Source organism: Lysinimonas soli (assembly GCF_042655435.1).
Classification (GTDB): Bacteria; Actinomycetota; Actinomycetes; order Actinomycetales; family Microbacteriaceae; genus Lysinimonas; species Lysinimonas soli.
In genome coordinates this window covers 760,975-782,456 of the sequence record NZ_JBHSMG010000002.1, presented here as the reverse complement: position 1 = coordinate 782,456, position 21,482 = coordinate 760,975, and the positions used below count along the sequence as shown (strand labels likewise).

19 protein-coding genes are annotated in these 21,482 nt (G+C 69.3%); 10 read left to right on the top strand and 9 right to left on the bottom strand.

Annotated elements, in window-relative coordinates; translation table 11 throughout:
- The first annotated feature begins 100 nt into the window (after window positions 1-100).
- The gene (locus tag ACFPJ4_RS11410; protein ID WP_386740548.1) at window positions 101-1,360 is read left to right on the top strand and encodes an MFS transporter; all 1,260 of its coding nucleotides are present in this window, start codon (window positions 101-103) and stop codon (window positions 1,358-1,360) included.
- A 31-nt stretch (window positions 1,361-1,391) separates the two neighbouring features.
- On the opposite strand, the gene ACFPJ4_RS11405 is transcribed toward ACFPJ4_RS11410, so the two are convergent.
- The gene (locus ACFPJ4_RS11405; RefSeq protein ID WP_386740547.1) at window positions 1,392-3,803 is read right to left on the bottom strand and encodes an ATP-dependent helicase; all 2,412 of its coding nucleotides are present in this window, start codon (window positions 3,801-3,803) and stop codon (window positions 1,392-1,394) included.
- Window positions 3,804-4,042: 239 nt separating this feature from the next.
- Between ACFPJ4_RS11405 and ACFPJ4_RS11400 the strand changes: the two genes are divergently transcribed.
- Window positions 4,043-4,912, top strand: a complete 870-nt coding sequence (locus ACFPJ4_RS11400; RefSeq protein ID WP_386740546.1) for an endonuclease domain-containing protein — start codon at window positions 4,043-4,045, stop codon at window positions 4,910-4,912.
- 180 nt (window positions 4,913-5,092) lie between these two features.
- Here the strand turns inward: ACFPJ4_RS11400 and ACFPJ4_RS11395 are convergent, their stop codons facing one another.
- Window positions 5,093-6,130, bottom strand: a complete 1,038-nt coding sequence (locus tag ACFPJ4_RS11395) for a glycerophosphodiester phosphodiesterase family protein (protein ID WP_386740545.1) — start codon at window positions 6,128-6,130, stop codon at window positions 5,093-5,095.
- 25 nt (window positions 6,131-6,155) lie between these two features.
- Between ACFPJ4_RS11395 and ACFPJ4_RS11390 the strand changes: the two genes are divergently transcribed.
- From ACFPJ4_RS11390 to ACFPJ4_RS11380, 3 genes are read left to right on the top strand one after another with little or no spacing between them, the layout of a single operon-like run.
- Window positions 6,156-6,524, top strand: coding sequence for a DUF4190 domain-containing protein (locus ACFPJ4_RS11390; RefSeq protein WP_386740544.1), 369 nt, complete (start codon window positions 6,156-6,158; stop codon window positions 6,522-6,524).
- A gap of 11 nt (window positions 6,525-6,535) precedes the next feature.
- Window positions 6,536-7,024 carry a hypothetical protein gene (locus tag ACFPJ4_RS11385; RefSeq protein ID WP_386740543.1) on the top strand — a complete coding sequence of 163 codons (489 nt, stop codon included), beginning with the start codon at window positions 6,536-6,538 and terminating at the stop codon, window positions 7,022-7,024.
- Window positions 7,025-7,056: 32 nt separating this feature from the next.
- Window positions 7,057-7,884, top strand: a complete 828-nt coding sequence (locus ACFPJ4_RS11380) for a Bax inhibitor-1/YccA family protein (RefSeq protein ID WP_386740542.1) — start codon at window positions 7,057-7,059, stop codon at window positions 7,882-7,884.
- Window positions 7,885-8,175: 291 nt separating this feature from the next.
- On the opposite strand, the gene guaA is transcribed toward ACFPJ4_RS11380, so the two are convergent.
- The 6 genes from guaA to ACFPJ4_RS11350 form a co-directional block, all read right to left on the bottom strand.
- Window positions 8,176-9,777, bottom strand: coding sequence for a glutamine-hydrolyzing GMP synthase (gene guaA, locus ACFPJ4_RS11375; protein ID WP_386740541.1), 1,602 nt, complete (start codon window positions 9,775-9,777; stop codon window positions 8,176-8,178).
- The gene (locus ACFPJ4_RS11370; RefSeq protein WP_386740540.1) at window positions 9,774-10,217 is read right to left on the bottom strand and encodes a DUF3817 domain-containing protein; all 444 of its coding nucleotides are present in this window, start codon (window positions 10,215-10,217) and stop codon (window positions 9,774-9,776) included. Before ACFPJ4_RS11370 ends, guaA begins: the two co-directional genes overlap by 4 nt.
- A 9-nt stretch (window positions 10,218-10,226) precedes the next feature.
- The gene (locus ACFPJ4_RS11365; RefSeq protein ID WP_386740539.1) at window positions 10,227-11,021 is read right to left on the bottom strand and encodes an SURF1 family cytochrome oxidase biogenesis protein; all 795 of its coding nucleotides are present in this window, start codon (window positions 11,019-11,021) and stop codon (window positions 10,227-10,229) included.
- Window positions 11,021-12,553, bottom strand: coding sequence for a cation:proton antiporter (locus tag ACFPJ4_RS11360; protein WP_386740538.1), 1,533 nt, complete (start codon window positions 12,551-12,553; stop codon window positions 11,021-11,023). Before ACFPJ4_RS11360 ends, ACFPJ4_RS11365 begins: the two co-directional genes overlap by 1 nt.
- Before the next feature lie 3 nt (window positions 12,554-12,556).
- Window positions 12,557-13,087, bottom strand: a complete 531-nt coding sequence (locus ACFPJ4_RS11355) for a cation:proton antiporter regulatory subunit (RefSeq protein ID WP_386740537.1) — start codon at window positions 13,085-13,087, stop codon at window positions 12,557-12,559.
- A gap of 62 nt (window positions 13,088-13,149) precedes the next feature.
- Complete coding sequence (locus tag ACFPJ4_RS11350) at window positions 13,150-14,274, bottom strand: GuaB3 family IMP dehydrogenase-related protein (RefSeq protein ID WP_386740629.1); 1,125 nt, start codon at window positions 14,272-14,274, stop codon at window positions 13,150-13,152.
- An 83-nt stretch (window positions 14,275-14,357) separates the two neighbouring features.
- Between ACFPJ4_RS11350 and ACFPJ4_RS11345 the strand changes: the two genes are divergently transcribed.
- The gene (locus ACFPJ4_RS11345) at window positions 14,358-15,518 is read left to right on the top strand and encodes a MalY/PatB family protein (protein ID WP_386740536.1); all 1,161 of its coding nucleotides are present in this window, start codon (window positions 14,358-14,360) and stop codon (window positions 15,516-15,518) included.
- A gap of 6 nt (window positions 15,519-15,524) precedes the next feature.
- On the opposite strand, the gene guaB is transcribed toward ACFPJ4_RS11345, so the two are convergent.
- On the bottom strand, window positions 15,525-17,027 hold the full coding sequence (guaB, locus tag ACFPJ4_RS11340) for an IMP dehydrogenase (RefSeq protein ID WP_386740535.1): 1,503 nt from the start codon (window positions 17,025-17,027) through the stop codon (window positions 15,525-15,527).
- Window positions 17,028-17,366: 339 nt separating this feature from the next.
- On the opposite strand from guaB, the gene ACFPJ4_RS11335 reads away from it, so the two are divergent.
- Genes ACFPJ4_RS11335 through ACFPJ4_RS11320 form a run of 4 tightly spaced genes read left to right on the top strand, consistent with a single transcriptional unit; the run spans window position 17,367 to window position 21,434 of the window.
- A complete protein-coding gene (locus ACFPJ4_RS11335) occupies window positions 17,367-18,707 on the top strand; it encodes a branched-chain amino acid ABC transporter permease (protein ID WP_386740534.1) in 1,341 nt (446 codons plus the stop codon).
- 18 nt (window positions 18,708-18,725) lie between these two features.
- On the top strand, window positions 18,726-19,700 hold the full coding sequence (locus tag ACFPJ4_RS11330; RefSeq protein WP_386740533.1) for a branched-chain amino acid ABC transporter permease: 975 nt from the start codon (window positions 18,726-18,728) through the stop codon (window positions 19,698-19,700).
- On the top strand, window positions 19,693-20,634 hold the full coding sequence (locus ACFPJ4_RS11325) for an ABC transporter ATP-binding protein (RefSeq protein ID WP_386740532.1): 942 nt from the start codon (window positions 19,693-19,695) through the stop codon (window positions 20,632-20,634). Before ACFPJ4_RS11330 ends, ACFPJ4_RS11325 begins: the two co-directional genes overlap by 8 nt.
- A complete protein-coding gene (locus tag ACFPJ4_RS11320) occupies window positions 20,631-21,434 on the top strand; it encodes an ABC transporter ATP-binding protein (RefSeq protein WP_386740531.1) in 804 nt (267 codons plus the stop codon). Before ACFPJ4_RS11325 ends, ACFPJ4_RS11320 begins: the two co-directional genes overlap by 4 nt.
- Window positions 21,435-21,482: the final 48 nt, after the last annotated feature.

The window sequence follows — 21,482 nt, the reverse complement described above, 5'->3', positions numbered from 1 at the left end:
CCACGAGTGGTCGTGACCGTTACCGACACTATACCGATATATCGGAATAGAACGCAAGGGGATCGCGGCAACCCCGCCTGCGCCCTCTAGGCTGGCCGGGATGAGATTCGCCGCCCTCCGCGCCCCCTGGTACAAGGGATACCTGGCCGGCAGCGTGCTCATGATGGGCGGCGACAACCTCGAGCACGCGATCACCTACTGGGTGATGTGGCAGACCTTCCACTCGCCGCTCCTCGCGGGGCTCGCCGTGCTCACCCACTGGCTGCCGCACCTGTTCTTCGCGATCCCCCTCGGCGGCCTCGCCGACCGCTTCGACTGCCGGCGTCTCATCCAGCTCTCCGCCCTGCTGTTCATCGCGGTCTCGATCGCCTGGGGCATCCTCTTCGCGACCGGCGGCCTGCAGCCCTGGGAGTGCGTTGCGCTCCTGCTCGTGCACGGCTTCGCCAGCGCGATCTGGAAGGCGCCCGACCAGCTCATGCTCTACGACATGGTCGGTCCGACCGACCTGCCGAGCGCGGTGCGGCTGACGGCGACCGGCATCACGCTCGGCCAGCTGGTCGGCCCGGCGCTCGGCGCGCTGCTGCTGTTCACGGTCGGACCGACCGTCGGGATGTTCCTCAACGTAGCGATGTACCTGCCGTTCCTCGGCTACCTCTTCGCCGTGCCCATCACCGGCCACGTGCGTGACGCTGCCCGGCGGGCCGCCCCGCACCTGCGCGACATCGTGAGCGTGCTGCGGGAGGTGCCGAAGTACCCGTCGATCCTCGTCGTGATGATCCTGCAGGGCGCCATCGCGCTCTTCATCGGCGTCGCGCTCATGCCGCTGCTGCCCGAGTTCGGCGGCATCCTCGGTCAGGACGCGAACGGGGCCGGATACGCGGTGCTGGTCTCGTCGATGGCGGCCGGGGCCACCGCCGCCGGGATCACGCTCGAGGCGATCGGCCGCACCCGGGCCAGCACCCGCCTGGCCATCGTGGCCGGGATCGCCTTCGCGGCCAGCATCCTGGTGTTCGCGCTCTCGCGCAGCTACCCGCTCTCGATCGCCGCCCTGATCGTCGCGGGGGCGAGCAGCCTCGTCGCGGCATCCACGTCGCAGACGATCGTGCAACTCGAGGCCCCGCCGGAACGTCGCGGGCGGTTCGTGGGCGCCGCCGGCATGACGGGGCAGGGCTTCCAGGCCGGCAGCGGCATCCTGATCAGCGTGCTCGCCGGCGCGCTCGGGGTCGCCGGCGGGGTCGCGACCGCCGCGACAGCCCTGCTGCTGTGCGCCGCCGCGCTGCTCGTCGTGGTCGTGGTGCGCCGACCCACGCTGCCGGCGATCGAGCCGGACGCCGAGGCGCCGGTCGAGCTCGAGGCCTGACGCTCGGCGCCTGGGCCCGAGCCCTGAGTCGCTACAGCTTCTCGATGGGCGCGATCTTGATCAGCAGCCGCTTGCGACCCGCCTGATCGAACAGCACCTCGGCGATGCTCTTCGAGCCCTCGCCGGTCACGCCCGTCACCCGGCCCTCGCCGAAATCGCTGTGCCGGATGCGGTCCCCCACCGCGAGCGTGAGGTCGCCATTGTCGCGCACCTTGTTGGTGACCGTGTTGGTCCACTCCGTCTTGACCCTGGGCGGCGCGGCAGGCAGGGCGGTTCCGTAGCCGAACCGCTCGGACGAACCGGTGCCGCGCCCGTTGAGTGCACGCGAGCGCGTACCACCCCGCGAGGTGGCCATGCCCGGGCTCTGTCGCCACTCGATCAGCTCGGCGGGGATCTCTTGCAGGTAGCGGCTCGGCATCGCGACACTCGTATCGCCGAAGGTCGAGCGGGTCATCGCCAGCGAGAGGTACAGGCGCTTTCTCGCGCGGGTGATCCCCACATAGAACAGCCGCCGCTCCTCGGCCAGCCCGCCCGGCTCGCCGCTCGAGATACGGTGCGGCAGCAGGTCCTCCTCGACGCCGGTGAGGAACACCGCATCGAACTCCAGGCCCTTCGCCGTGTGCAGGGTCATGAGCGACACCGTGCCGCTCGAGTCGTCGAGCTCGTCGGCGGCCGCGACGAGCGAGACCTCGGTGAGGAAATCGACGAGTGTGCCCTCGGGGTTGTTGCGGGCGAACTCCTTGGTCACCGCCACGAGCTCTTCGACATTCTCGATGCGGGCCTCGTCCTGCGGGTCGCGGGTCGCCCGCAGCGCGTCGATGTATCCGGTGCGCTCGAGGATCTTGACCAGGATGTCGGCGGGCTTGGTGGTCGGAGCCGAGTCGGTCGCCTCGTCGAGGATCGCCGCGAACTCGAGGATCGCCGCCGTGACCTTGGGTCCGAGGCCGAGCTGGGCGGCATCAGGCAGGGCGTCGCGCAGCGTCACCCCGACGCGGTCGGCGTAGCCCTGCAGCGCGGCCTCCGTGGCGGGCCCGATGCCGCGCTTGGGCACGTTCATGATGCGGCGCAGGGCCAGGTCGTCGGCGGGGTTGGCGACCTGGATGAGGTAGGCCATCGCATCCTTGATCTCGGCCCGCTCGTAGAACTTCGTACCGCCGAGCACCCGGTAGGGAATGGCCGAGCGGATGAAGATCTCCTCCAGCGCGCGGGTCTGCGAGTTGGTGCGGTAGAACACCGCGATGTCGCTGTAGCGCTCGCCCTGCTCGTGGAGGGTAGCGATCTCGTCGGCGACGAACTGGGCCTCGTCGTGCCCCGTGTAGCCCGTGTAGCCGATGATCTTGTCGCCCGAGCCGACCGTGGTGAAGAGGTTCTTGGCCTTGCGGTCGAAGTTGTTCGAGATCACGGCGTTGGCGGCGTCGAGGATGTTCTGCGTCGAGCGGTAGTTCTGCTCCAGCAGGATGACCTTCGAGTTGGGGAAGTCGCGTTCGAACTCGACGATGTTGCGGATGTCCGCACCGCGGAACGCGTAGATCGACTGGTCCGAGTCGCCCACGACGGTCAGCGACGCGCCCGGGATGCCGCCGTTGGCATCCACGCTCATCCGGGTGTCTTCGGGCACGTGCTGCGGCTTGATCGGACGCACCAGCTCGCGGATGAGCGAGTACTGGGCGTGGTTGGTGTCCTGGTACTCGTCGACGAGCACGTGCCGGAAGCGCCGCTGGTAGAGGGCGGCGACCTCGGGGAAGGCCCGGAACAGGTGAACGGTCTCGGCGATCAGATCGTCGAAGTCGAGGGCGTTCGCCCGGCGCAGCCCCGCCGTGTACCGGCGGAAGATCTCGAGGAACGCGACCTCCTGCGGATCGTCGGCGTTCACGTTGCGCGAGTAGCTCTCGGCGTCGGTCAGCTCGTTCTTGAGCTTCGAGATCTTGCCGCTCACGTTGCCGGGCGTGAAACCGAGGGTGTCGGCGTCCAGCTCCTTGAGGATGCGCTTGATGAGGGCGCGGCTGTCGGCCGAGTCGTAGATGGTGAACGACTGCGTCATCCCCATCGACTCGGCCTGACGGCGCAGGATGCGCACGCACGCGGAGTGGAAGGTCGAGATCCACATCCCCTCGGCGGCCCCGCCGACCAGGGCCTGCACGCGCTCGCGCATCTCGGCCGCGGCCTTGTTGGTGAAGGTGATCGCGAGGATCTGGCTCGGCCACGCCTCGCGGGTCTGGATCAGCCCGGCGACCCGCCGCGTGAGCACGCTGGTCTTGCCGGATCCCGCGCCCGCCACGATGAGCAGCGACGGCCCCCGGTAGAGCACGGCCTCGCGCTGCTGCGGATTGAGCCCCTCGAGCAGCGCGTCGTCGGGAACGGGTGCGGAGCCGGGCGCCGTGCCGTGCGATCCCGGTTGCCTCGTCCCCGGATCCGCGTCGAAGGCGTCCAGAACGAAGGTCATGATCCCCCGATTCTAGGTGCGGCCGCCGACGCCGGCCGGGGCCCCGCCCCCGCCGCCCCGCCCCACCGCCCCGCCCCGCCTCGCCGAATGAAGGAGACGGCGAGCAAGTGACCGAACGAAGCGCTTGCGGTGGGGCGGAGAGCGCGTCGCTTCCTTCATTCGTACCAGTCGGGAACCGGCATCCACCGATTCCGTGAGGTCAGGCCACGCTGAGCACGCGGGGCCCGATGCTCTGAGCCATGAGCAACGCCCTCCAAACCATCGACGCCCATGGCGGGCTCGCTGCCGCGCACGAACTCCAGCTCAATGGGGTCCGCCGTGTCGACATCGACCGCGACCTGACGCGCGGACGCATCCAGCGGGTGCGGCAGGGTTGGTACGCGCGTGTGTCGCTCGATCCCGTTCTCGCCCGTGCGGCACGAGTCGGGGGCCGCCTCACCTGCTCCTCGGCACTCGCGCGTCGTGGCGTGTGGGTTCACGATGACCAGCACCTCCACGTCGCTGTGGCAGGAAACGCGTGCCGACTCCGCTCCCCCGACGCGGCGGGTCGCCGCCTGCAGCACACCGACCCCGTCACGGTGCACTGGAACGACTCCGGCGGCCGGTCCCGACTGCTCGCCGATGACCTCTCCGCCCTCGCGGCTCTCTGCGGTTGTGCCGCGCCGGACCTGGTCACGGCGACAGCGGATTCCCTCCTCAGAGCGGTCCCCCATCAAGCCGTCCCCGAAATGCGCTCGGAGCTGGAAGCCCTCGCCGACCGACAATCCCCTCGCTACGGTCGCGCGCTGCGCGCAGCCGACGGGATCTGCGAGTCCGGCATCGAGACGCTCTTCTGGTTGCGGATGCAGGCGCTCCGCCCACGCCGGCAGGTTCGGATTCCCGGAGTCGGTCGCGTCGACTTCCTTCTCGGAGACCGCCTCGTGATCGAAGTGGATGGGCGCGAGTTCCACTCCTCCCCCGACTCCTTCGAGGCCGATCGCCGTCGCGACGCGGCATTGAGTTCACTCGGCTACCGGGTACTCCGCTTCAGCTACCGCCAGATCATGCACGACTGGGAGGCCGTCGCGTCCGCCGTCTGGGCCGCGGTGGCTCGAGGCGACCGCTACTGACCGTCACGGACCGCGCCGCGATCCCTCCCCGACCTCTGGCGAAATGAAGGAAGAGGCATGCGTCACAACGCATCCGGCGCGAGGTCACGGCGGGCATCCGCCGGTGTTCCTTCATTTTGAGCAGGGACACGTCCGTCCTGCGCAACCGGCGGGGGCGTCTGCCCGGCGCCGCCGCCGCGGTCAGAGGCCGTCGCGGGCGGCCAGCCCGAGATCCGGGTGGTCGACGAAGATCCCGTCGACGCCGGTGCCGATGATGAGCTCGAACTCGGCGCGCCAGTCGCCCCAGTCGGCCGCCGCCGATCCGCGCCGGTGGGTGCTCGCGAGGAAGGCGTTCTCGGGCCGCAGCGTCCAGGTGAACACCTTCAGCCCGTGATCGTGGGCGCGCGCGACCAGTTCGGAGCCTCCGGCCGTGCCCCCGGGGCCCTCCGGGCCTCCAGGACCGGGGGCGGCATCCAGCAGCAGGCTCGCGTTCACGCTCACCCCGTCGACCTCGCGCGCGAGCCGGGCGAGGCCCGCATCCGTCAGCTGTTCGGCGTAGGGCGTCGCGGCTTCGCCGTCGCGGGCCACGAGATCGGGGGCCGCGCCCGCCTCCTCGAGCAGGTAGACGTAGTCGGCGTCGAGGCCGCGCTCCGCGAGCTGACCGAGCACGGTCTGCTCGAAGCATTCGACCGTCAGGCGATCGCGGCCTCCCCACGGCGCCAGCTGCTCCGCGACCCGACCGTCGAGCGGCATCCCGATCGACGCGAAGTAACTCGGATGCTTCACCTCCGCCACCAGCCGCACCTCGCGTCCCCGCCGCTCGGCCGCATCGTCGAGCAGCTCGAGCAGCTCGCTCAGCCGCAGCATCGGCTGGCTGCCGTCGAAGGTGCTCGAGTGCTGTCGCAGCTGCGGCAGCCGCTCGACGGCGCGCAGCGTCGCCAGCTCGTCCCAGCTGAAGTCCTCCGTGAACCAGCCCGTCAGCTCGACTCCGTCGACCGTCTTGGTCACGCGTCGATCCGCGAACTCCGGATGCCGCGCCACGTCGGTCGTGCCCGAGATCTCGTTCTCGTGCCGGACGACGAGCACCCCGTCCCGCGTGACCACGAGGTCGGGTTCGACCGCATCCGCACCGAGCGCCATCGCCAGCTCGTACGACGCCCGGGTGTGCTCGGGGCGGTACCCGGGAGCCCCGCGGTGGCCGATCACGAGCGGCGCGATCGGGGGGTGCGAGGGGCTCATCCGCCCACGATAATCTGGCGAGACCATGACCGTCTGCGCGAACTGCTCTCGCGAGCTGCAACCGCAGTGGAAGTACTGCATCTTCTGCGGCACGTCGACGGCCGTGATCCGGGCCGAGGACATTCCGGCCGACGAACCGCCCGCAACGCCGTCGGCGATCCGCCCGTCGACCACGACCATGCCGCAGAGGGTCAACGTGCTGGCCGTCCTCGCCCTGATCCTGGGATGCCTCGCGAGCCCGCTCGCCGCCCTCTTCGGCCACCTCGCGCTCTCGCAGATCTCCCACTCCGGCGAACGGGGAACGGCGATCGCCTGGGTCGCCGTCGTGCTCGGCTACCTCTCGCTCGCCGCGCTGCTCGTGTTCGTCATCGCCGTCATCGTCGTGAACCGCTGAGTCGGCCCGGCATGACAACGCGACGACCGCTGCGCTGGGGCGGATCCCGTTCTCGCGCGATCGGCGGGGTCGCGCTGATCGTGAGTGGCGGGGTCGCCATCGCCGGATCCGACACCTACGTGCTGCTTCTGCTGCTGGCCGGAACCGTTGCGCATGTCACGGGATGGTGCGTGATGCCGGCGGACGGCTGGCGCCGGGTCACCGCGGCCGCCCTCTCGACCCCCGCCGTCTGGCTGCTGCTCACGGGGCCGAGATTCATCGCGGTGCTCGTGCTGCCCTACATCGGCTGGTTGCTGGTGCGACATCGCCCCCTGCGCAGCTACCCGACGATCACCTTCGTGCTGGCGGGGGCCGTGATCCTGCCCAGCCTGTTCTCGAACTACAGCCAGATGCTCCCCGCCGTCGCGATCGAGTTCGCCGTGATCGTCGCCTCGGCCTGGGCCGCCTGGGCCGTGGCGACCACGCGCGACTCCCGGCATCTTCCCGAGCAATATCCGTAGAGTTGAGCCAACACCGACCCTCGGAGGCCGTCATGTCGAATCCCGTCTTCTCGAACTCGCCCGCCTTCTCGGCGAAAGCCGCGAAGCGTCAGGCAGCCAAAGAGGCCGCCATCGCCGTGCCGACGCCGTCGGCCGAGCAGCTGAACGAGCACTTCGGGCTGCCGGATGCGACCCCCGCCCAGATGGATCGCATGAGCTATGAAGACACCATCGTCAAGACGGGCGTGAGCTTCCTCATCCTGGTCGCGGGTGCCGCGATCGGCTGGTTCGTGCCGGCCCTGCTGCTGCCCGCCCTGGTGGTCGGGCTCGTGCTCGGCCTCGTCAACACCTTCAAGAAGAACCCGTCGCCGACCCTGATCCTGCTCTACGCGGCGGCCGAGGGGGTTCTGGTCGGCGCGGTCTCGGCCTGGTACAACCGGACGTTCTCGTCGGGGCTCGTTCCGATGGCGGTGTTCGGCACGCTCGCCGTCGTCGGCATCACGCTCGCCCTGTTCGCCAGTGGCAAGGTGCGGGCGTCGGCGCGCGCCACCAAGATCTTCCTGGTCGCGATGGTCGGCTACCTGGTCTTCTCGCTCGTCAACGTCGGACTCATGATGTTCGGCGTCACGAACTCGATGTTCGGGATGCGCGACGCAGTGATCCCGGGCACGAGCATCCCACTCGGCGTGCCGCTCGGCATCCTCGTCGTGCTGATGGCGGCCTACTCGCTCGTGATCGACTTCGACTTCGTCAAGCGCGGGGTCGAATCCGGACAACCGCGCCGCTACGGCTGGACCGCGGCCTTCGGGATCATGGTCACGGTCGTGTGGCTCTACCTCGAGATCCTGCGCCTGCTGTCGTACTTCATGCCGCGCAACTGAACGAACGCTGGAGCTGAAAGCGACGGCCATTTCTGGCCGTCGCCGCGACGCCAGTTCCGAGGGCCGTCTCGGCCCTCGGCTGTCGGCTCGTTGAGGCAGGGACGGGCGCCGGAGTGAAGCTGAAAGAGCGCAGAAATGGGCCAGCCTCACCCGCTTCCCGACGCCCGAGACGGGCGCCGGAGTGAAGCTGAAAGAGCCCAGAAATGGGCTAGCCTCACCCGCTTCCCGACGCCCGGGACGGGCGCCGGAGTGAAGCTGAAAGAGCCCAGAAATGGGCTCTTTCTTAACGCTTCACTCCCACTCGATGGTTCCGGGGGGCTTCGAGGTGACGTCGAGCACGACCCGGTTCACACCCGCGACCTCGTTCGTGATGCGCGTCGAGATCTTGGCGAGCGTGTCGTAGGGCAGGCGCGTCCAATCGGCGGTCATCGCGTCTTCGGATGACACCGGCCGCAGCACGATCGGGTGGCCGTAGCTGCGTCCGTCGCCCTGCACGCCGACCGAACGCACGTCGGCCAGCAGCACGACCGGGCACTGCCAGATCTCGCCGTCGAGGCCCGCTGCGGTCAGCTCGGCGCGCGCGATGGCATCCGCGTGACGCAGCAGCTCGAGACGATCGAAGGTCACCTCGCCCACGATCCGGATGCCGAGCCCGGGCCCGGGGAACGGCTGACGCCCCACGATGACCTCGGGCAGTCCCAGCTCGCGGCCGATCGCCCGCACCTCGTCCTTGAACAGGGTGCGCAGCGGCTCGACGAGCTCGAACTGCAGGTCCTCCGGCAGGCCGCCGACGTTGTGATGGCTCTTGATGTTCGCGGTGCCCGTGCCGCCGCCCGACTCGACGACATCCGGATACAGCGTGCCCTGCACGAGGAACGCGATCGGGTCGCCGTCGGCGGCCGACTCGGCGACGAGTTCGGCCTGCGCCGTCTCGAAGGTGCGGATGAACTCGCGCCCGATGATCTTGCGCTTCTGCTCCGGGTCGGTCACGCCGGCGAGGGCACCGAGGAACTGCTCGGCCGCGTCGATCGTGACGAGCCGCACGCCCGTGGCGGCCACGTAATCCTGCTCGACCTGCTCGCGTTCCCCCGCGCGCAGCAGCCCGTGGTCGACGAAGACGCAGACCAGCTGATCGCCGACCGCCTTGTGCACGAGGGCCGCGGCGACGGCCGAATCGACACCGCCCGAGAGGCCGCAGATGACCTTGCCGCCGCCCACCTGGGCGCGGATCTTCTCCACCTGCTCGGCGATGACGTTGCCGCTGTTCCAGTCGGCCGCGATGCCCGCCGCGTCGTGCAGGAAGTTCTCGATGACGCGCTGGCCGAACTGCGAGTGCTTCACCTCGGGATGCCACTGCACCCCGTAGAGCTTGCGGGCGTCGCTGGCGAAGGCGGCGACCGGCGTCGACTCGCTCGCAGCGAGCACGTCGAAACCCTCGGGGGCCTTGACCACCGAGTCGCCGTGGCTCATCCAGGCGGTCTGCTCCTCCGGCTGCCCGCTCAGCAGCACCCCGCCGGGGGCCGTCAGCCGCACCCCGGTCGAGCCGTACTCCCGGGCGCCGGTCTTGGCGACCTCGCCGCCGAGCTGACGGGCCATGACCTGGAATCCGTAGCAGATGCCGAGCGTGGGGATGCCGAGCTGCAGCACCCCGTGATCGAGATCGGGTGACCCCGGCTCGTAGACGCTCGACGGACCGCCGCTGAGTACGATGCCCGCGGGGTTCTTCGCGGCGACTTCTGCGGCCGAGATGGTGTGCGGAACGATCTCGCTGTAGACGCCGGCCTCGCGCACACGACGGGCGATCAGCTGGGCGTACTGCGCACCGAAGTCGACGACCAGGACGGGATGGGCCTCGCTGCCGGCGGCGGCCGCTGCGGCACCCGCTGCCGTCACGCCGTCGCTCCGGCCTCGGCCGGCACGGCCGTCGCGTGCGCCTCGGCCAGACGCTCCTCGACGTACCGGGGCACCCGGAACTCGAAGTAGAACGAGAGCCCGGGAACGATGCCGCCGAGCGCGATCAGCAGGAAGCGCCGGAAGCTGAAGCGCAGCATCCGCCACATCAGGAAGTCGCATCCGAGGTAGAGCACGTACAGCCAGCCGTGCGCGATCAGGATGCCGGTCGAGAGGTCGACGGCCCGGATGAGCTCCCGCGGCTGCAGCGCGAGGAAGCCGAATGCTCCCCCCAGCTCGATGTCGACGCCGAGCCCGTAGCGGAGCACCATCATGGCGCACAGCAGCAGGAGGAAGACACCGGTCACGATGGCGGAGACGCGGTAGACCGCGAGGACCTTGCGGATGCGGGGGACGTCAGACGGACGGGGTCCGGAGGGCATACCCCTATCCTACGTTTCGCGCACGGGCGGCTCGGACCGCCCGTCGGTCTCCAGCTCCTTCTCGACCTCGTCCTTCACCAGCCGATACCAGAGGTAGACCGCGAAGCCGGCGAAGATCGCCCACTCCGCGGCGTAGAACACGTTCAGCCAGTTGAGCGTCAGGTCCTGGCTCGGGGCCGGCGAGTCGATCTTCGCGAGCCCCGCCGACGGGGTCGCCGCGACGAGGTAGCCGCCGTACACCGAGCCGTCGAAGGACGCCCACTGATTGATCAGGGCGGCGACGGATGCGGCGCTCTGGCCGCCCTTCTCGACATCCGGCTGGTCGGGCGACTCGCTCGGCAGGTAGCGGCCGATCAGCGGGCTCGCGATCGACGCCGAGCCTTCAGCCGCGAGTGCCGCCGCCCGTGTCGGCGCCCAGCCGAGCGCCACCGCGAGCTCGGCACCCTCTCCGGTGGTCACGTGGCCGATCAGCCAGTAGCCGGTCTTGCCGCCGTTCACCCGGTCGCTCAGTATGACGTCGTCACCCGGGACGAGAGTGCCGACGGTCGTGACCATCCGGCCCAGCTGCGGATCGGTGACCGCGGTGTCGGGCTTCGCGATCGAGCCGAGCGCCACGGGCGTCTCGGTGGCGATCGGGGCGACGGTGGCGCTCGCAACGCTGCGAGCGAGCTGCCACTGGCCGAGTGCCGAGAACCCGGCCGCGATCGCCAGGGCGAGCAGCAGGGCGCCGATCCAGCGCGGACGGCGGGCGACCGACCAGAACGACACGTCGACGGCCGGGGACGGGACAACGGGCGCGGTCATCAATACTCCGGGTCGCGGTGGCGGGCGTCGTCGTGGTCGCTCTGCTCGCCGGCCTGGCGAGCGATGCGCGCCTCCGCGTCGGGGTCGGCTCCGGCCGCAAGCAGCTCACCGCGCTGCTCGGCCGGCACCTCGTCGAGCTCGTCGCCCCGACCGGGTCGTCGCGCTGCCCGGGCGTCGTGGGCGTCGACCAGGAACGTGCCGGTGCCGTCGACCGCGTCGACGGGGACGCCGTCGGAGGCCGCGACATCCATGGCCGCGAGGTCGTCGTCGGCCGCACCCGCCATCGCCGCCTCCGCGAGGGCGAACTCGCGGTCCCGATCGTGGTCGCCCGCCGCCGGCGCGGCGAGCGGTGTGCGGCGCCGGCGCCACCACCCCGAGAACAACCAGCCGCCGAAGCGCTCCGAGTTGACGGCGAGCACGGGTCCGACGATCGCCATGATCAGAACGTACAGTCCGGCGAAGGGAGTAAGCCGAGAGTCCAGCCCGGCGGCCGAAGCCAGGGTCGCGAGGATGAGGGCGAACTCGCCGCGGTTCTGCAGCATCCCGCTCACGTTGATGCCCTCTGCGGGGGTGAGCTTGCTGAGCCAGGCGATCAGCTGCCCGCCCGCCGTGTTCAGCACCAGGGTCAGCACGACGGCGACGACCACCGGCACGAGCACGGAGCCGAAGGTCGACGGGTTGAGGGCGAGTCCGAAGTTGAGGAAGAAGAAGGCGCCGAACACGTCCCGCAGCGGCAGCGAGAACTGCTCGATGCGCGCCTTGAAGCGGGTGGCGCCCAGCACGAGGCCGATCAGGAAGGCGCCGATGGCATCCGAGACCCCGAGCATCTCGCCGATGCCGCCGAAGGCGACGGCGAGGCCGAAGAACAGGATCGTGAACAACTCGTCGTCGCGGGTGCCCACCAGGCGCGAGACCAGGCGGCCGCCCCAGCGCGCCAGCGCGAACATCGCCACCAGGAACACGAACGAGACCGTGAGCTGCAGCACGATCGCCCAGATGTCCTTCTGCCCGCCGATGATGACGGTCACGATCGCGAGGTAGACGGCGACGAAGACGTCTTCGACCACCGTGATCCCCAGGATGACGGGGGTCTCGCGGTTCGCCAGGCGACGCAGCTCGATCAGCAGCTTGGTGACGATCGCGCTCGAGGAGGTCGCCGTCATCCCGGCGATGATGAGCGCCTCGCGGGTACCCCAGCCCACCCACATGCCGAAGAGGAGCCCCGCCCCCATGTTGATGATGATGCGGGTGCCGCCGCTCAGCAGCAGCGCCTTGGCGTTGCCGAAGAACTCGTCCTGGTCGAACTCGAGGCCCAGGCTGAACAGCAGGAAGATCAGCCCGAACACGGCGATCAGCTCGACGTCGGCCGATTTGAAGCTGAGCGGGAACCAGGCGAAGTGCGGGCTCGCGACGAGCCCGACGAGCATGTAGATCGGGATCGCGGGCAAGCCGATCAGCTTGCCCAGGCGCCCCAGCAGGTAGGCGATGACGAACAGGACGCCGAGGACGAGGAGTTCGCTACCCAGGTGCATGCGTCAGTTTCCGGGTGGCGCGTCCACGGACTCAGCCTTCGCCTTGAACTCGCCCGTCCGGTAGAAGAGGAATGCCTTCGCGACCTTCTCGGGCGCGCCCGCGACGACGAGCGTGTCGCCGGGGAAGACCTTGAAGTCCTCGTCGGGAGCCGGGTTCGCCGACTCGCCGCGCACGACCGCGACGACCGTCACGCCCGGAAGACCGCGGGCGGTCATGTTGCCGAGCGGCTGACCGGCGATGTGGTCGTCGTAGTCGACGTGGAACCAGTCGATCGAAAGACCGGGGATCTGATCGAGCCCCGACAGGGACTCGGTGATCTTCGTTCCGCCGAGCAGCTCCGCGAGGGTGTGCGCCTCGTCTTCGTCGAGTCGGAGCGAGACCTTGCGGGCGGCACCGTCTTCGGCGTCGGCGAAGGTGATGAGGTCGCTGTGCCCCGAACGGTGGCTGATGACGCCGACCTTGCCGCCGTCGTCGGTGACGAAGGTGTGAAGCACTCCGACTCCCGGAAGCTTCACCCGTCTCACGTCAACCATGAAACCCATTCTACCGACGGCACGGACGGGCATCCGGCGATCCGCCGTGGGCGAAGGGCGCGCTAGCGGCCCTGGTACGGTGCGACGACGACCTCGACGCGCTGGAACTCCTTGAGGTCGGAGTACCCGGTCGTGGCCATCGAGCGCCGCAGGGCGCCGATCAGGTTGACCCGGCCATCCGGGTTCGCCGACGGCCCGAACAGCAGTTGCTCGAGCGGCGCGAGCGTGCCGACCTGAACCCGGCTGCCGCGCGGCAGCTCGGCGTGGTGCGCCTCGGCGCCCCAGTGCCAACCGCCGCCGGGAGCCTCCTCGGCACGGGCGAGCGCCGTGCCGAGCATGACGGCGTCGGCGCCCACCGAGATGGCCTTGACGATGTCGCCGCTCGTGCCCAGGCCGCCGTCGGCGATCACGTGCACGTAGCGGCCGCCGGACTCGTCGAGGTAGTCGCGCCGCGCCCCCGCGACATCCGCCACCGCGGTCGCCATCGGGGCGTGGATGCCGAGGCTGGCACGTGTCGTCGAGGCGGCTCCCCCGCCGAAGCCGACCAGCACCCCGGCCGCGCCCGTGCGCATGAGGTGGAGCGCGGCGGTGTAGGTCGCCGCGCCGCCCACGATGACCGGCACGTCGAGCTCGTAGATGAACTTCTTGAGATTGAGCGGCTCGACCGACTTGCTGACGTGCTCGGCGCTCACGGTAGTGCCGCGGATGACGAACAGGTCGACGCCGGCATCCACGACCGCCTGGGAGTGCTCCTGCGTACGCTGCGGACTGAGGGCGCCGGCCACCGGGACGCCGGCGGCCCGGATCTCGGCCAGCCGCTGCTTGATCAGCTCGGGCTTGATCGGCTCGGCGTACAGCTGCTGCATCCGGGCTGTCGCGAGCTCCGGTGACAGCGCACGGATCTCGGCGAGAACCGGCTCCGGATCGTCGTAGCGGGTCCAGAGCCCCTCGAGGTTGAGCACGCCGAGGCCGCCCAGGCGGCCGATCGCGATCGCCGTGCTGGGGCTCACCACGGAATCCATCGGAGCCGCCAGCACCGGCATGTCGAAGGTGAACGCGTCGATGGACCACTTGACCGAGACGTCCTGCGGGTCACGGGTGCGGCGGCTGGGCACGATCGCGATGTCGTCGAATGCGTACGCGCGACGCGCCCGCTTGGACCGGCCGATCTCGATGTCGCTCACGATGCCCGATCCTACCGGGACCCGCTCCCCCGGCCGCAGAGCGAGTCGGGGTAGCGCTCGGCTCCCCGGCTGCGCAGACTCTGAGGATGAACGTCGACGCCGAGCCCCTCGAGACCCTTCGCACGCGCACGAGCGTCAAATGGACCGCGTACCCGCCCGACGTGCTGCCGTTGTTCGTCGCCGAGATGGACTACCCCCTCGCCCCCGGCATCGTGCGCACCCTGCACGACCGCATCGCCGCCTCCGACTCCGGGTACGTCGGGTCGCCGGGCGAGCTGCCCGCGGCGTTCGCCGACTTCGCCCAGCGCCGTTGGGGCTGGCGGCCCCGGCGGCGCGGAATCCGCACCACGACCGACGTGAGCGTCGCCATCGTCGAGACCCTGCGGCGCGTGATCACCCCCGGTGACGGTGTCGTCATCACGACGCCGGTCTACCCGCCGTTCGCCGAGTTCGTCGCCGAGGCCGACGGCATGGTCGTCGACGTGCCGCTTGCGACGTCCGCGGACCGCCCGAGCGGGTACGGGCTCGACCTCGACGGGATCGAGCGCGCGTTCGCCGCGGGGGCGACGGCCATGCTGCTGTGTCATCCGCACAATCCCCTCGGACTCATCCACCCCCTCAGCGATCTCGAGTTGCTCGCGGCGAGCGCCGCGCGCCACGGCGTGACCGTGATCAGCGACGAGATCCACAGCCCGCTGGTGTTCCCGGGCGAGACCTTCACGCCCTTCCTCAGCGTCTCGGATGCCGCCCGCGATCACGGCCTCACCGTGACCTCGGCGAGCAAGGGCTTCAATCTCGCGGGCATCAAGTGCGCGATGATGATCGCCGAATCGGCGCGCGGAATCGCCGCGCTCGACGGCATGAGCTTCGAGGTCGGCGCACGCACGAGCATCCTCGGCCTGCACGCGAGCGTGGCCGGCTTCCGCGACGACGAGCCGTGGCTCGACGGGGCGATCGCCGCGATCCAGCGATCGAGCGAGCTGTTGGCCTCTTTGCTCGCACGGTACCTGCCCGAGGTCGGCTACCGTCCGCCGCGGGCCGGCTTCCTGGCGTGGCTGGACTTCCGCGAGCTCGGCTGGGGCGACGACCCGGCGGCGCGAATCCTCAAGGAGGCCAGAGTCGCCCTCGTGCCCGGGCCCGACTTCGGGCCGGCCGGCGCCGGATTCGCCCGCCTCAACCTCGCGTGCTCACCGGAGGTGCTCACCGAGGCGATCGAGCGCATCGCCGCGCTGCGCTCCCCCTCCTGAGCGGGCTCAGCGCGAGTAGTTCGGGGCCTCGACGGTCATCTGGATGTCGTGGGGGTGCGACTCCTTGAGCCCGGCCGGCGTGATCCGCACGAACTTCCCGAGCTGCTTGAGCTCCGGGATCGTGCGGGCGCCCACGTAGAACATGCTCTGCCGCAGGCCGCCGACCAGCTGGTAGACGGTGGCACCGAGGGCGCCGCGGTAGGGCACCCGACCCTCGATCCCTTCGGGGATGAGCTGCGCATCCGAGGGCACGTCGGCCTGGAAGTAACGGTCGCGCGAGTACGAGGTCTTCTTGCCGCGGTCGCTGAGCGCACCGAGCGAGCCCATGCCGCGGTAGTTCTTGAACTGCTTGCCGTTGCTGTAGACGAGGTCTCCCGGGCTCTCGTCGGTGCCGGCGAGCAGCGAGCCGAGCATGACGGTGTCGGCGCCCGCGACGAGCGCCTTGGCGATGTCGCCCGAATACTGCAGGCCGCCGTCGGCGATGACCGGGATGCCGGTCTCGCGGGCCGCCAGCGAGGCCTCGTAGACGGCGGTCACCTGCGGGACTCCGACGCCCGCCACGACGCGCGTCGTGCAGATCGAACCCGGACCGACGCCCACCTTGATGGCGTCGGCTCCCGCGTCGACGAGCGCCTGGGCGCCGCTGCGGGTGGCCACGTTGCCGCCGATGACGTCGACCGACGCGAAGGCCGGGTCCGACTTCAGGCGGCGGATGATGTCGAGCACGCCCTTCGAGTCGCCGTTGGCCGTGTCGACGACGATGACGTCGACACCGGCCTCGAGGAGCGCTCCTGCACGCTCCCAGGCGTCACCGAAGAAGCCGATCGCGGCGCCGACGCGCAGCCGGCCCGCGTCGTCCTTCGTGGCGTTCGGGTACTTCTCGGTCTTCTCGAAGTCCTTGACCGTGATGAGGCCGCTGAGCCGGCCCGCGGGGTCGACGAGCGGGAGCTTCTCGATCTTGTGCTGGGCGAAGATCGCGACCGCGTCATCCGGGTCGATGCCCATGGGGGCCGTGATGAGCGGCGCCTTCGTCATGACGTCGCGCACGAGGGTCGTCGCCTTCTCGAACGGCGAGACGAAGCGCATGTCGCGGTTGGTGATGATGCCGACGAGCGTTCCGTCGCCCTCGACGACCGGCAGGCCCGACACCCGGAACTGCCCGCACATCGCGTCGACCTCGGCCACCGTGGCGTCCGGAGTCGTGGTCACCGGGTTGGTGATCATGCCGGACTCGCTGCGCTTGACCTTGTCGACGTGCATCGCCTGATCGGCGATCGAGAGATTGCGGTGCAGCACCCCGAGGCCGCCCTGGCGGGCCATCGCGATGGCCATGCGCGACTCGGTCACGGTGTCCATCGCGCTGGAGACGAGCGGTGCGCTCAGGCTGATCCGGCGGGTGAGCCGCGAGGAGGTGTCCGCCTCGCTCGGGATGACGTCGGTATGCCCCGGCAGGAGCATCACGTCGTCGTAGGTGAGTCCGACGAAACCGAACGGATCGGGCTGGTCCATGCTGTCTGTTCTCCTGGCTGGAAGCACTGCGAAGAGGGGTGGAACCGGCCTGCGACGATGGACCCCGGCTACCTTTCGCAACCGCGATTGCTTGACCGCTATTCCATCACACTCCATCATGGGCGGAGCCCGTCGTCGCACGAAGGAGTGCACGAGTGTTGCGATATCGAAACACGCGGGACACAAACGGCAAGTACGGTGAACACCACGCTCGGATCGTCCTTCGCGGCGGCACCTGCATGACAGTTGCCGCGACCGCTCCATCCACCGGAGGTACCCATGGTGAAGGCGCCACTCCTGTCGCCCCGTGTTGCGAGGCTGATTGTCGGCCTTCTCGCTGTGCTCGTCGCCGTCGGCGCGATGGCCTTCTCGGCGGTTCCGGCGATCGCGGCGACTCGCGCCGATCCGACGGATTCGCCGAGCCCGACCCCCACGGCCACCGCTCCAGCCCAATACGCCGAGATCTGGGTGCGCGTCGCGGCCGACAAGAGCAACGTCCCCGGGGTCGTGGTCAAGGTCACCGGCCCCAAGGGATTCTCGCAATCGTTCACGACCGGCGCCGACGGCAAGGTCGCCGCCGGCGTGCCGCGCTCGGGCGACTACACCTTCGCGCTCGACGCCTCGAGCCTGCCCGACAAGACCCTCGGCCCGGCCATCAATCCGCTCAAGATCACGATCTCGAGCGGCGACCAGGGTGACCCGGCCTACTTCCTGCTCACCCCGAGCGGTGCGTCGCTGAACCCGGGCAACTCGGCGAGCCCCTCCCCTGGCTCAGGTGGCGGGGGCGGCGACTCCACGGACTACTTCTCGCTGGTGACCAACCTCTTCGTCAACGGCGTCATCTTCGGTCTGCTCCTCGCGCTGGCCTCGATCGGCGTCTCTCTGATCTACGGCACGACCGGGCTCAACAACTTCGCGCACGGCGAGCTGGTCACCTTCGGGGCCCTCGCCGGATACGTGCTGAGCGGCATCCTGCACGCGCCCATCGTGGTGGCTCTCATCGGGTCCTTCGTGCTCGGCGGCGTCTTCGGTTACGTGCAGGACCTGGGGCTCTGGAAGCCGCTGCGCAAGCGCGGGGTCGGCCTGATCCCCCTGATGATCGTCAGCATCGGGCTGTCGCTCGCACTCCGCTACTTCTATCAGTTCCTCTTCGGGCCGGACCAGCTGGTGCTGCCCGTGCCGACCGGCACGACGGTCACCTTCGGCCCCGTGCACCTGCGGCAGATCGACCTCATCAGCGTCGTCATCTGCATCGTGATGCTGCTGCTCGTCGCCTTCCTGCTGCTGCGCACCCGCATCGGCAAGGCCACCCGCGCGGTCGCCGACAACAAATCGCTGGCGGCGGCCTCGGGCATCAACGTGGAGCGCATCATCCGCATCGTCTGGACCGGCGCGGGCGCCTTGGCGGGCCTCGCCGGCGTGCTGATCGGATACCACCAGACGCTGCGCTGGGACACCGGCGCCAGCATCCTGCTGCTCATCTTCGCCGCGGTCACGCTCGGCGGATTCGGCACGGCCTTCGGCGCCCTCGTCGGCTCGCTCATCATCGGCCTGCTGGTGAACCTGTCGACCCTCGTGATCCCGGCCAACGTGCAGAACGCGGCGGCCCTCGTCGTCATGATCCTGATCCTGCTCGTCCGACCGCAGGGGATCTTCGGGCGCCGAGAGCGAATCGGTTAGGAAAGGGAGGAGCGGAACATGGACTTCAACTTCGTCATTCTGGCGTTCGGCCAGATCCTGTCGGCGCAGACGATCGCCTACGCGCTCGCGGCCCTCGGCCTCGCGGTCTGCTTCGGATTCACGGGCCTGATCAACTTCGGCCAGGCCGGGTTCATGGCGGTCGGCGGCTACGCCTTCGCGATCACGGCCGTGAAGCTCGGCTGGCCGCTGTGGGCCTCGGTGCTGGCGGCGATCATCGCCGCCGTGATCTTCGCATTCATCCTCGGCATCCCGACGCTGCGCCTGAGAGCCGACTACCTCAGCATCGTGACCATCGCGGCGGCCGAGATCATCCGGTACACCGTGAAGACACCGAGTCTGACGCCGTACACCGGTGGAACGGACGGGATCAACGGGTCGTCGAACTCGTTCGACTCCATCAATCCGATCCCGGCCGGCACGTACGGGTTCGGGATCCTCGCCAAGAACCAGGACGACCTCTGGGTCATCATCGTCGGCTGGGCCCTGGTCATCATCGCCGCACTCTTCGTCTGGCAGCTCATGCGCAGCCCGTGGGGCCGCATCGTCAAGGGCATCCGCGAAGACGAGGATGCCGTGCGCGCCCTGGGCAAGAACGTCTACTGGTACAAGATGCAGGCGCTGATCATCGGCGGCGTGCTCGCCGCGCTCGGCGTCATCATCAACATCGTGCCGACGTCGCTGCAGCCCGACAACTACGGCACGCAGACGACGTTCTTCCTCTTCACGATCATGTTGCTGGGCGGGGCGACCACCGTGCTCGGCCCCATTCTCGGCTCGATCATCTTCTGGATCGTGCTGTCGCTGACCGACGGCGTCCTCAGCCTCCTGGTGACCAACCATCTGCTGCCGATCACCCAGGTGCAGCAGGGACCCGTGCGGTACATCCTCGTGGGCATCGCCCTCATGCTGATCATCGTGTTCCGCCCCCAGGGCATCCTGGGCAAGAAGAGGGAGGCGCATTTCGGTGCCTGAGAAGAGCGCGAGCAAAGCAACCGGACTGCAGATCGGAGAACCGGGCCCCGGGGTCAAGAAGGTCGATCCGATCCTGGTCGCCGACAACGTCACCCGCACCTTCGGGGGCAACACGGCCGTCGACGTCGCGCATGTCGAGATCCCCCGCGGCGTGATCACGGCGCTGATCGGACCCAACGGGGCGGGCAAGACCACCTTCTTCAATCTGCTCACCGGATTCGACAAGCCCAACACCGGCACGTGGTTCTTCGACGGGCAGGACCTCGCGGGCGTCCCGGCGTACAAGGTGTCGCGACGCGGCATGGTCCGCACCTTCCAGCTCACCAAGGCCCTCGGTCTGCTGAGCGTGCTCGAGAACATGCGGCTGGGAGCGACCAAGCAGGGCGGCGAGCGGTTCCTCACCGCGCTCATCAGCCCACTGTGGCGCAAGCGCGAAGCCGACATCACGGCCCGCGCCATGGACCTGCTCGCTCGCTTCAAGCTCGACACCAAGGCCGACGACTACGCCGCGAGCCTGTCCGGCGGTCAGCGCAAGCTTCTCGAGATGGCCCGTGCGCTCATGACCGAGCCCCGGCTGGTGATGCTCGACGAGCCGATGGCCGGTGTCAACCCGGCGCTCACCCAGTCACTGCTCGGCCACATCCTCGACCTGAAGACCACCGGCATGACCGTGCTGTTCGTCGAGCACGACATGCACATGGTGCGCACGATCGCCGACTGGGTGATCGTCATGGCCGAGGGCAAGATCGTCGCCGAGGGCTACCCGGATGCCGTGATGGACGATCCGGCCGTGATCGACGCCTACCTGGGCGCCCACCACGACACCGACCTCGGCAGCCTGACCGGTCAGCTCGAGGTCGCGAAGGACGACAACTCGCCCCTGCTGGCGGTCATCCAGGAGGAGCTCGCCGAAGAGAAGGAGGGCGGCGCATGAGCACCGAGGCCGCACCCAAGGTCACCCCGCGTACCGCGAGCGAAGAGATCGTGCTGACGGCGACCGAACTGGTGGCCGGCTACCTGCCCGGCGTCAACATCCTGAACGGCTGCAACGTCTACGTCGCCAAGGGCGAGCTCGTGGGCATCATCGGGCCGAACGGCGCCGGCAAGTCCACCCTGCTGAAGGCGATCTTCGGCCAGGTCAACATCCGCAGCGGCTCCGTGACCCTGAACGGCGACGACATCACCGGCCTGAAGGCCGACAAGCTCGTCGCCCGCGGCGTCGGCTTCGTGCCCCAGAACAACAACGTCTTCCCGAGCCTGACCATCGAGGAGAACCTCCAGATGGGCCTGTACCTGAAGCCCAAGGTCTACCCCGAGCGCCTCGAGTTCGTCGCGTCGTTGTTCCCCGAGTTGAAGAAACGGCTCGCCCAGCGTGCCGGCTCGCTCTCCGGCGGGGAGCGTCAGATGGTCGCGATGTCGCGCGCCCTGATGACGGACCCCTCGGTCCTGCTGCTCGACGAGCCGAGCGCCGGCCTCTCGCCGGTGCGCCAGGACGAGACCTTCATCAACGTCGCCCAGATCAACCGGGCGGGCGTCTCGGTCATGATCGTCGAGCAGAACGCCCGCCGCGCCCTGCAGATCTGCGACCGCGGCTACGTGCTCGACCAGGGCAAGGATGCCTACACGGGCTCGGGTCGCACGCTCATGAACGACCCCAAGGTCATCGAGCTGTACCTCGGCACGCTCGCCACCGACCACACGGCGACGAGTTCGACGCCGACCGTCGGCGGCTGAGCCCCGCCGCATCCATCGCGTGAGGGCCCCTCCTGGGAACGGGAGGGG

What these genes read in the sequence shown, in the direction of transcription:
- ACFPJ4_RS11410 (WP_386740548.1), top strand. Translation starts at nt 101, where the DNA reads ATGAGATTCGCCGCCCTCCGCGCCCCCTGGTACAAGGGATACCTGGCC.
- ACFPJ4_RS11405 (WP_386740547.1), bottom strand. Translation starts at nt 3,803, where the DNA reads ATGACCTTCGTTCTGGACGCCTTCGACGCGGATCCGGGGACGAGGCAA.
- ACFPJ4_RS11400 (WP_386740546.1), top strand. Translation starts at nt 4,043, where the DNA reads ATGAGCAACGCCCTCCAAACCATCGACGCCCATGGCGGGCTCGCTGCC.
- ACFPJ4_RS11395 (WP_386740545.1), bottom strand. Translation starts at nt 6,130, where the DNA reads ATGAGCCCCTCGCACCCCCCGATCGCGCCGCTCGTGATCGGCCACCGC.
- ACFPJ4_RS11390 (WP_386740544.1), top strand. Translation starts at nt 6,156, where the DNA reads ATGACCGTCTGCGCGAACTGCTCTCGCGAGCTGCAACCGCAGTGGAAG.
- ACFPJ4_RS11385 (WP_386740543.1), top strand. Translation starts at nt 6,536, where the DNA reads ATGACAACGCGACGACCGCTGCGCTGGGGCGGATCCCGTTCTCGCGCG.
- ACFPJ4_RS11380 (WP_386740542.1), top strand. Translation starts at nt 7,057, where the DNA reads ATGTCGAATCCCGTCTTCTCGAACTCGCCCGCCTTCTCGGCGAAAGCC.
- ACFPJ4_RS11370 (WP_386740540.1), bottom strand. Translation starts at nt 10,217, where the DNA reads ATGCCCTCCGGACCCCGTCCGTCTGACGTCCCCCGCATCCGCAAGGTC.
- ACFPJ4_RS11365 (WP_386740539.1), bottom strand. Translation starts at nt 11,021, where the DNA reads ATGACCGCGCCCGTTGTCCCGTCCCCGGCCGTCGACGTGTCGTTCTGG.
- ACFPJ4_RS11360 (WP_386740538.1), bottom strand. Translation starts at nt 12,553, where the DNA reads ATGCACCTGGGTAGCGAACTCCTCGTCCTCGGCGTCCTGTTCGTCATC.
- ACFPJ4_RS11355 (WP_386740537.1), bottom strand. Translation starts at nt 13,087, where the DNA reads ATGGTTGACGTGAGACGGGTGAAGCTTCCGGGAGTCGGAGTGCTTCAC.
- ACFPJ4_RS11345 (WP_386740536.1), top strand. Translation starts at nt 14,358, where the DNA reads ATGAACGTCGACGCCGAGCCCCTCGAGACCCTTCGCACGCGCACGAGC.
- guaB (WP_386740535.1), bottom strand. Translation starts at nt 17,027, where the DNA reads ATGGACCAGCCCGATCCGTTCGGTTTCGTCGGACTCACCTACGACGAC.
- ACFPJ4_RS11330 (WP_386740533.1), top strand. Translation starts at nt 18,726, where the DNA reads ATGGACTTCAACTTCGTCATTCTGGCGTTCGGCCAGATCCTGTCGGCG.
- ACFPJ4_RS11320 (WP_386740531.1), top strand. Translation starts at nt 20,631, where the DNA reads ATGAGCACCGAGGCCGCACCCAAGGTCACCCCGCGTACCGCGAGCGAA.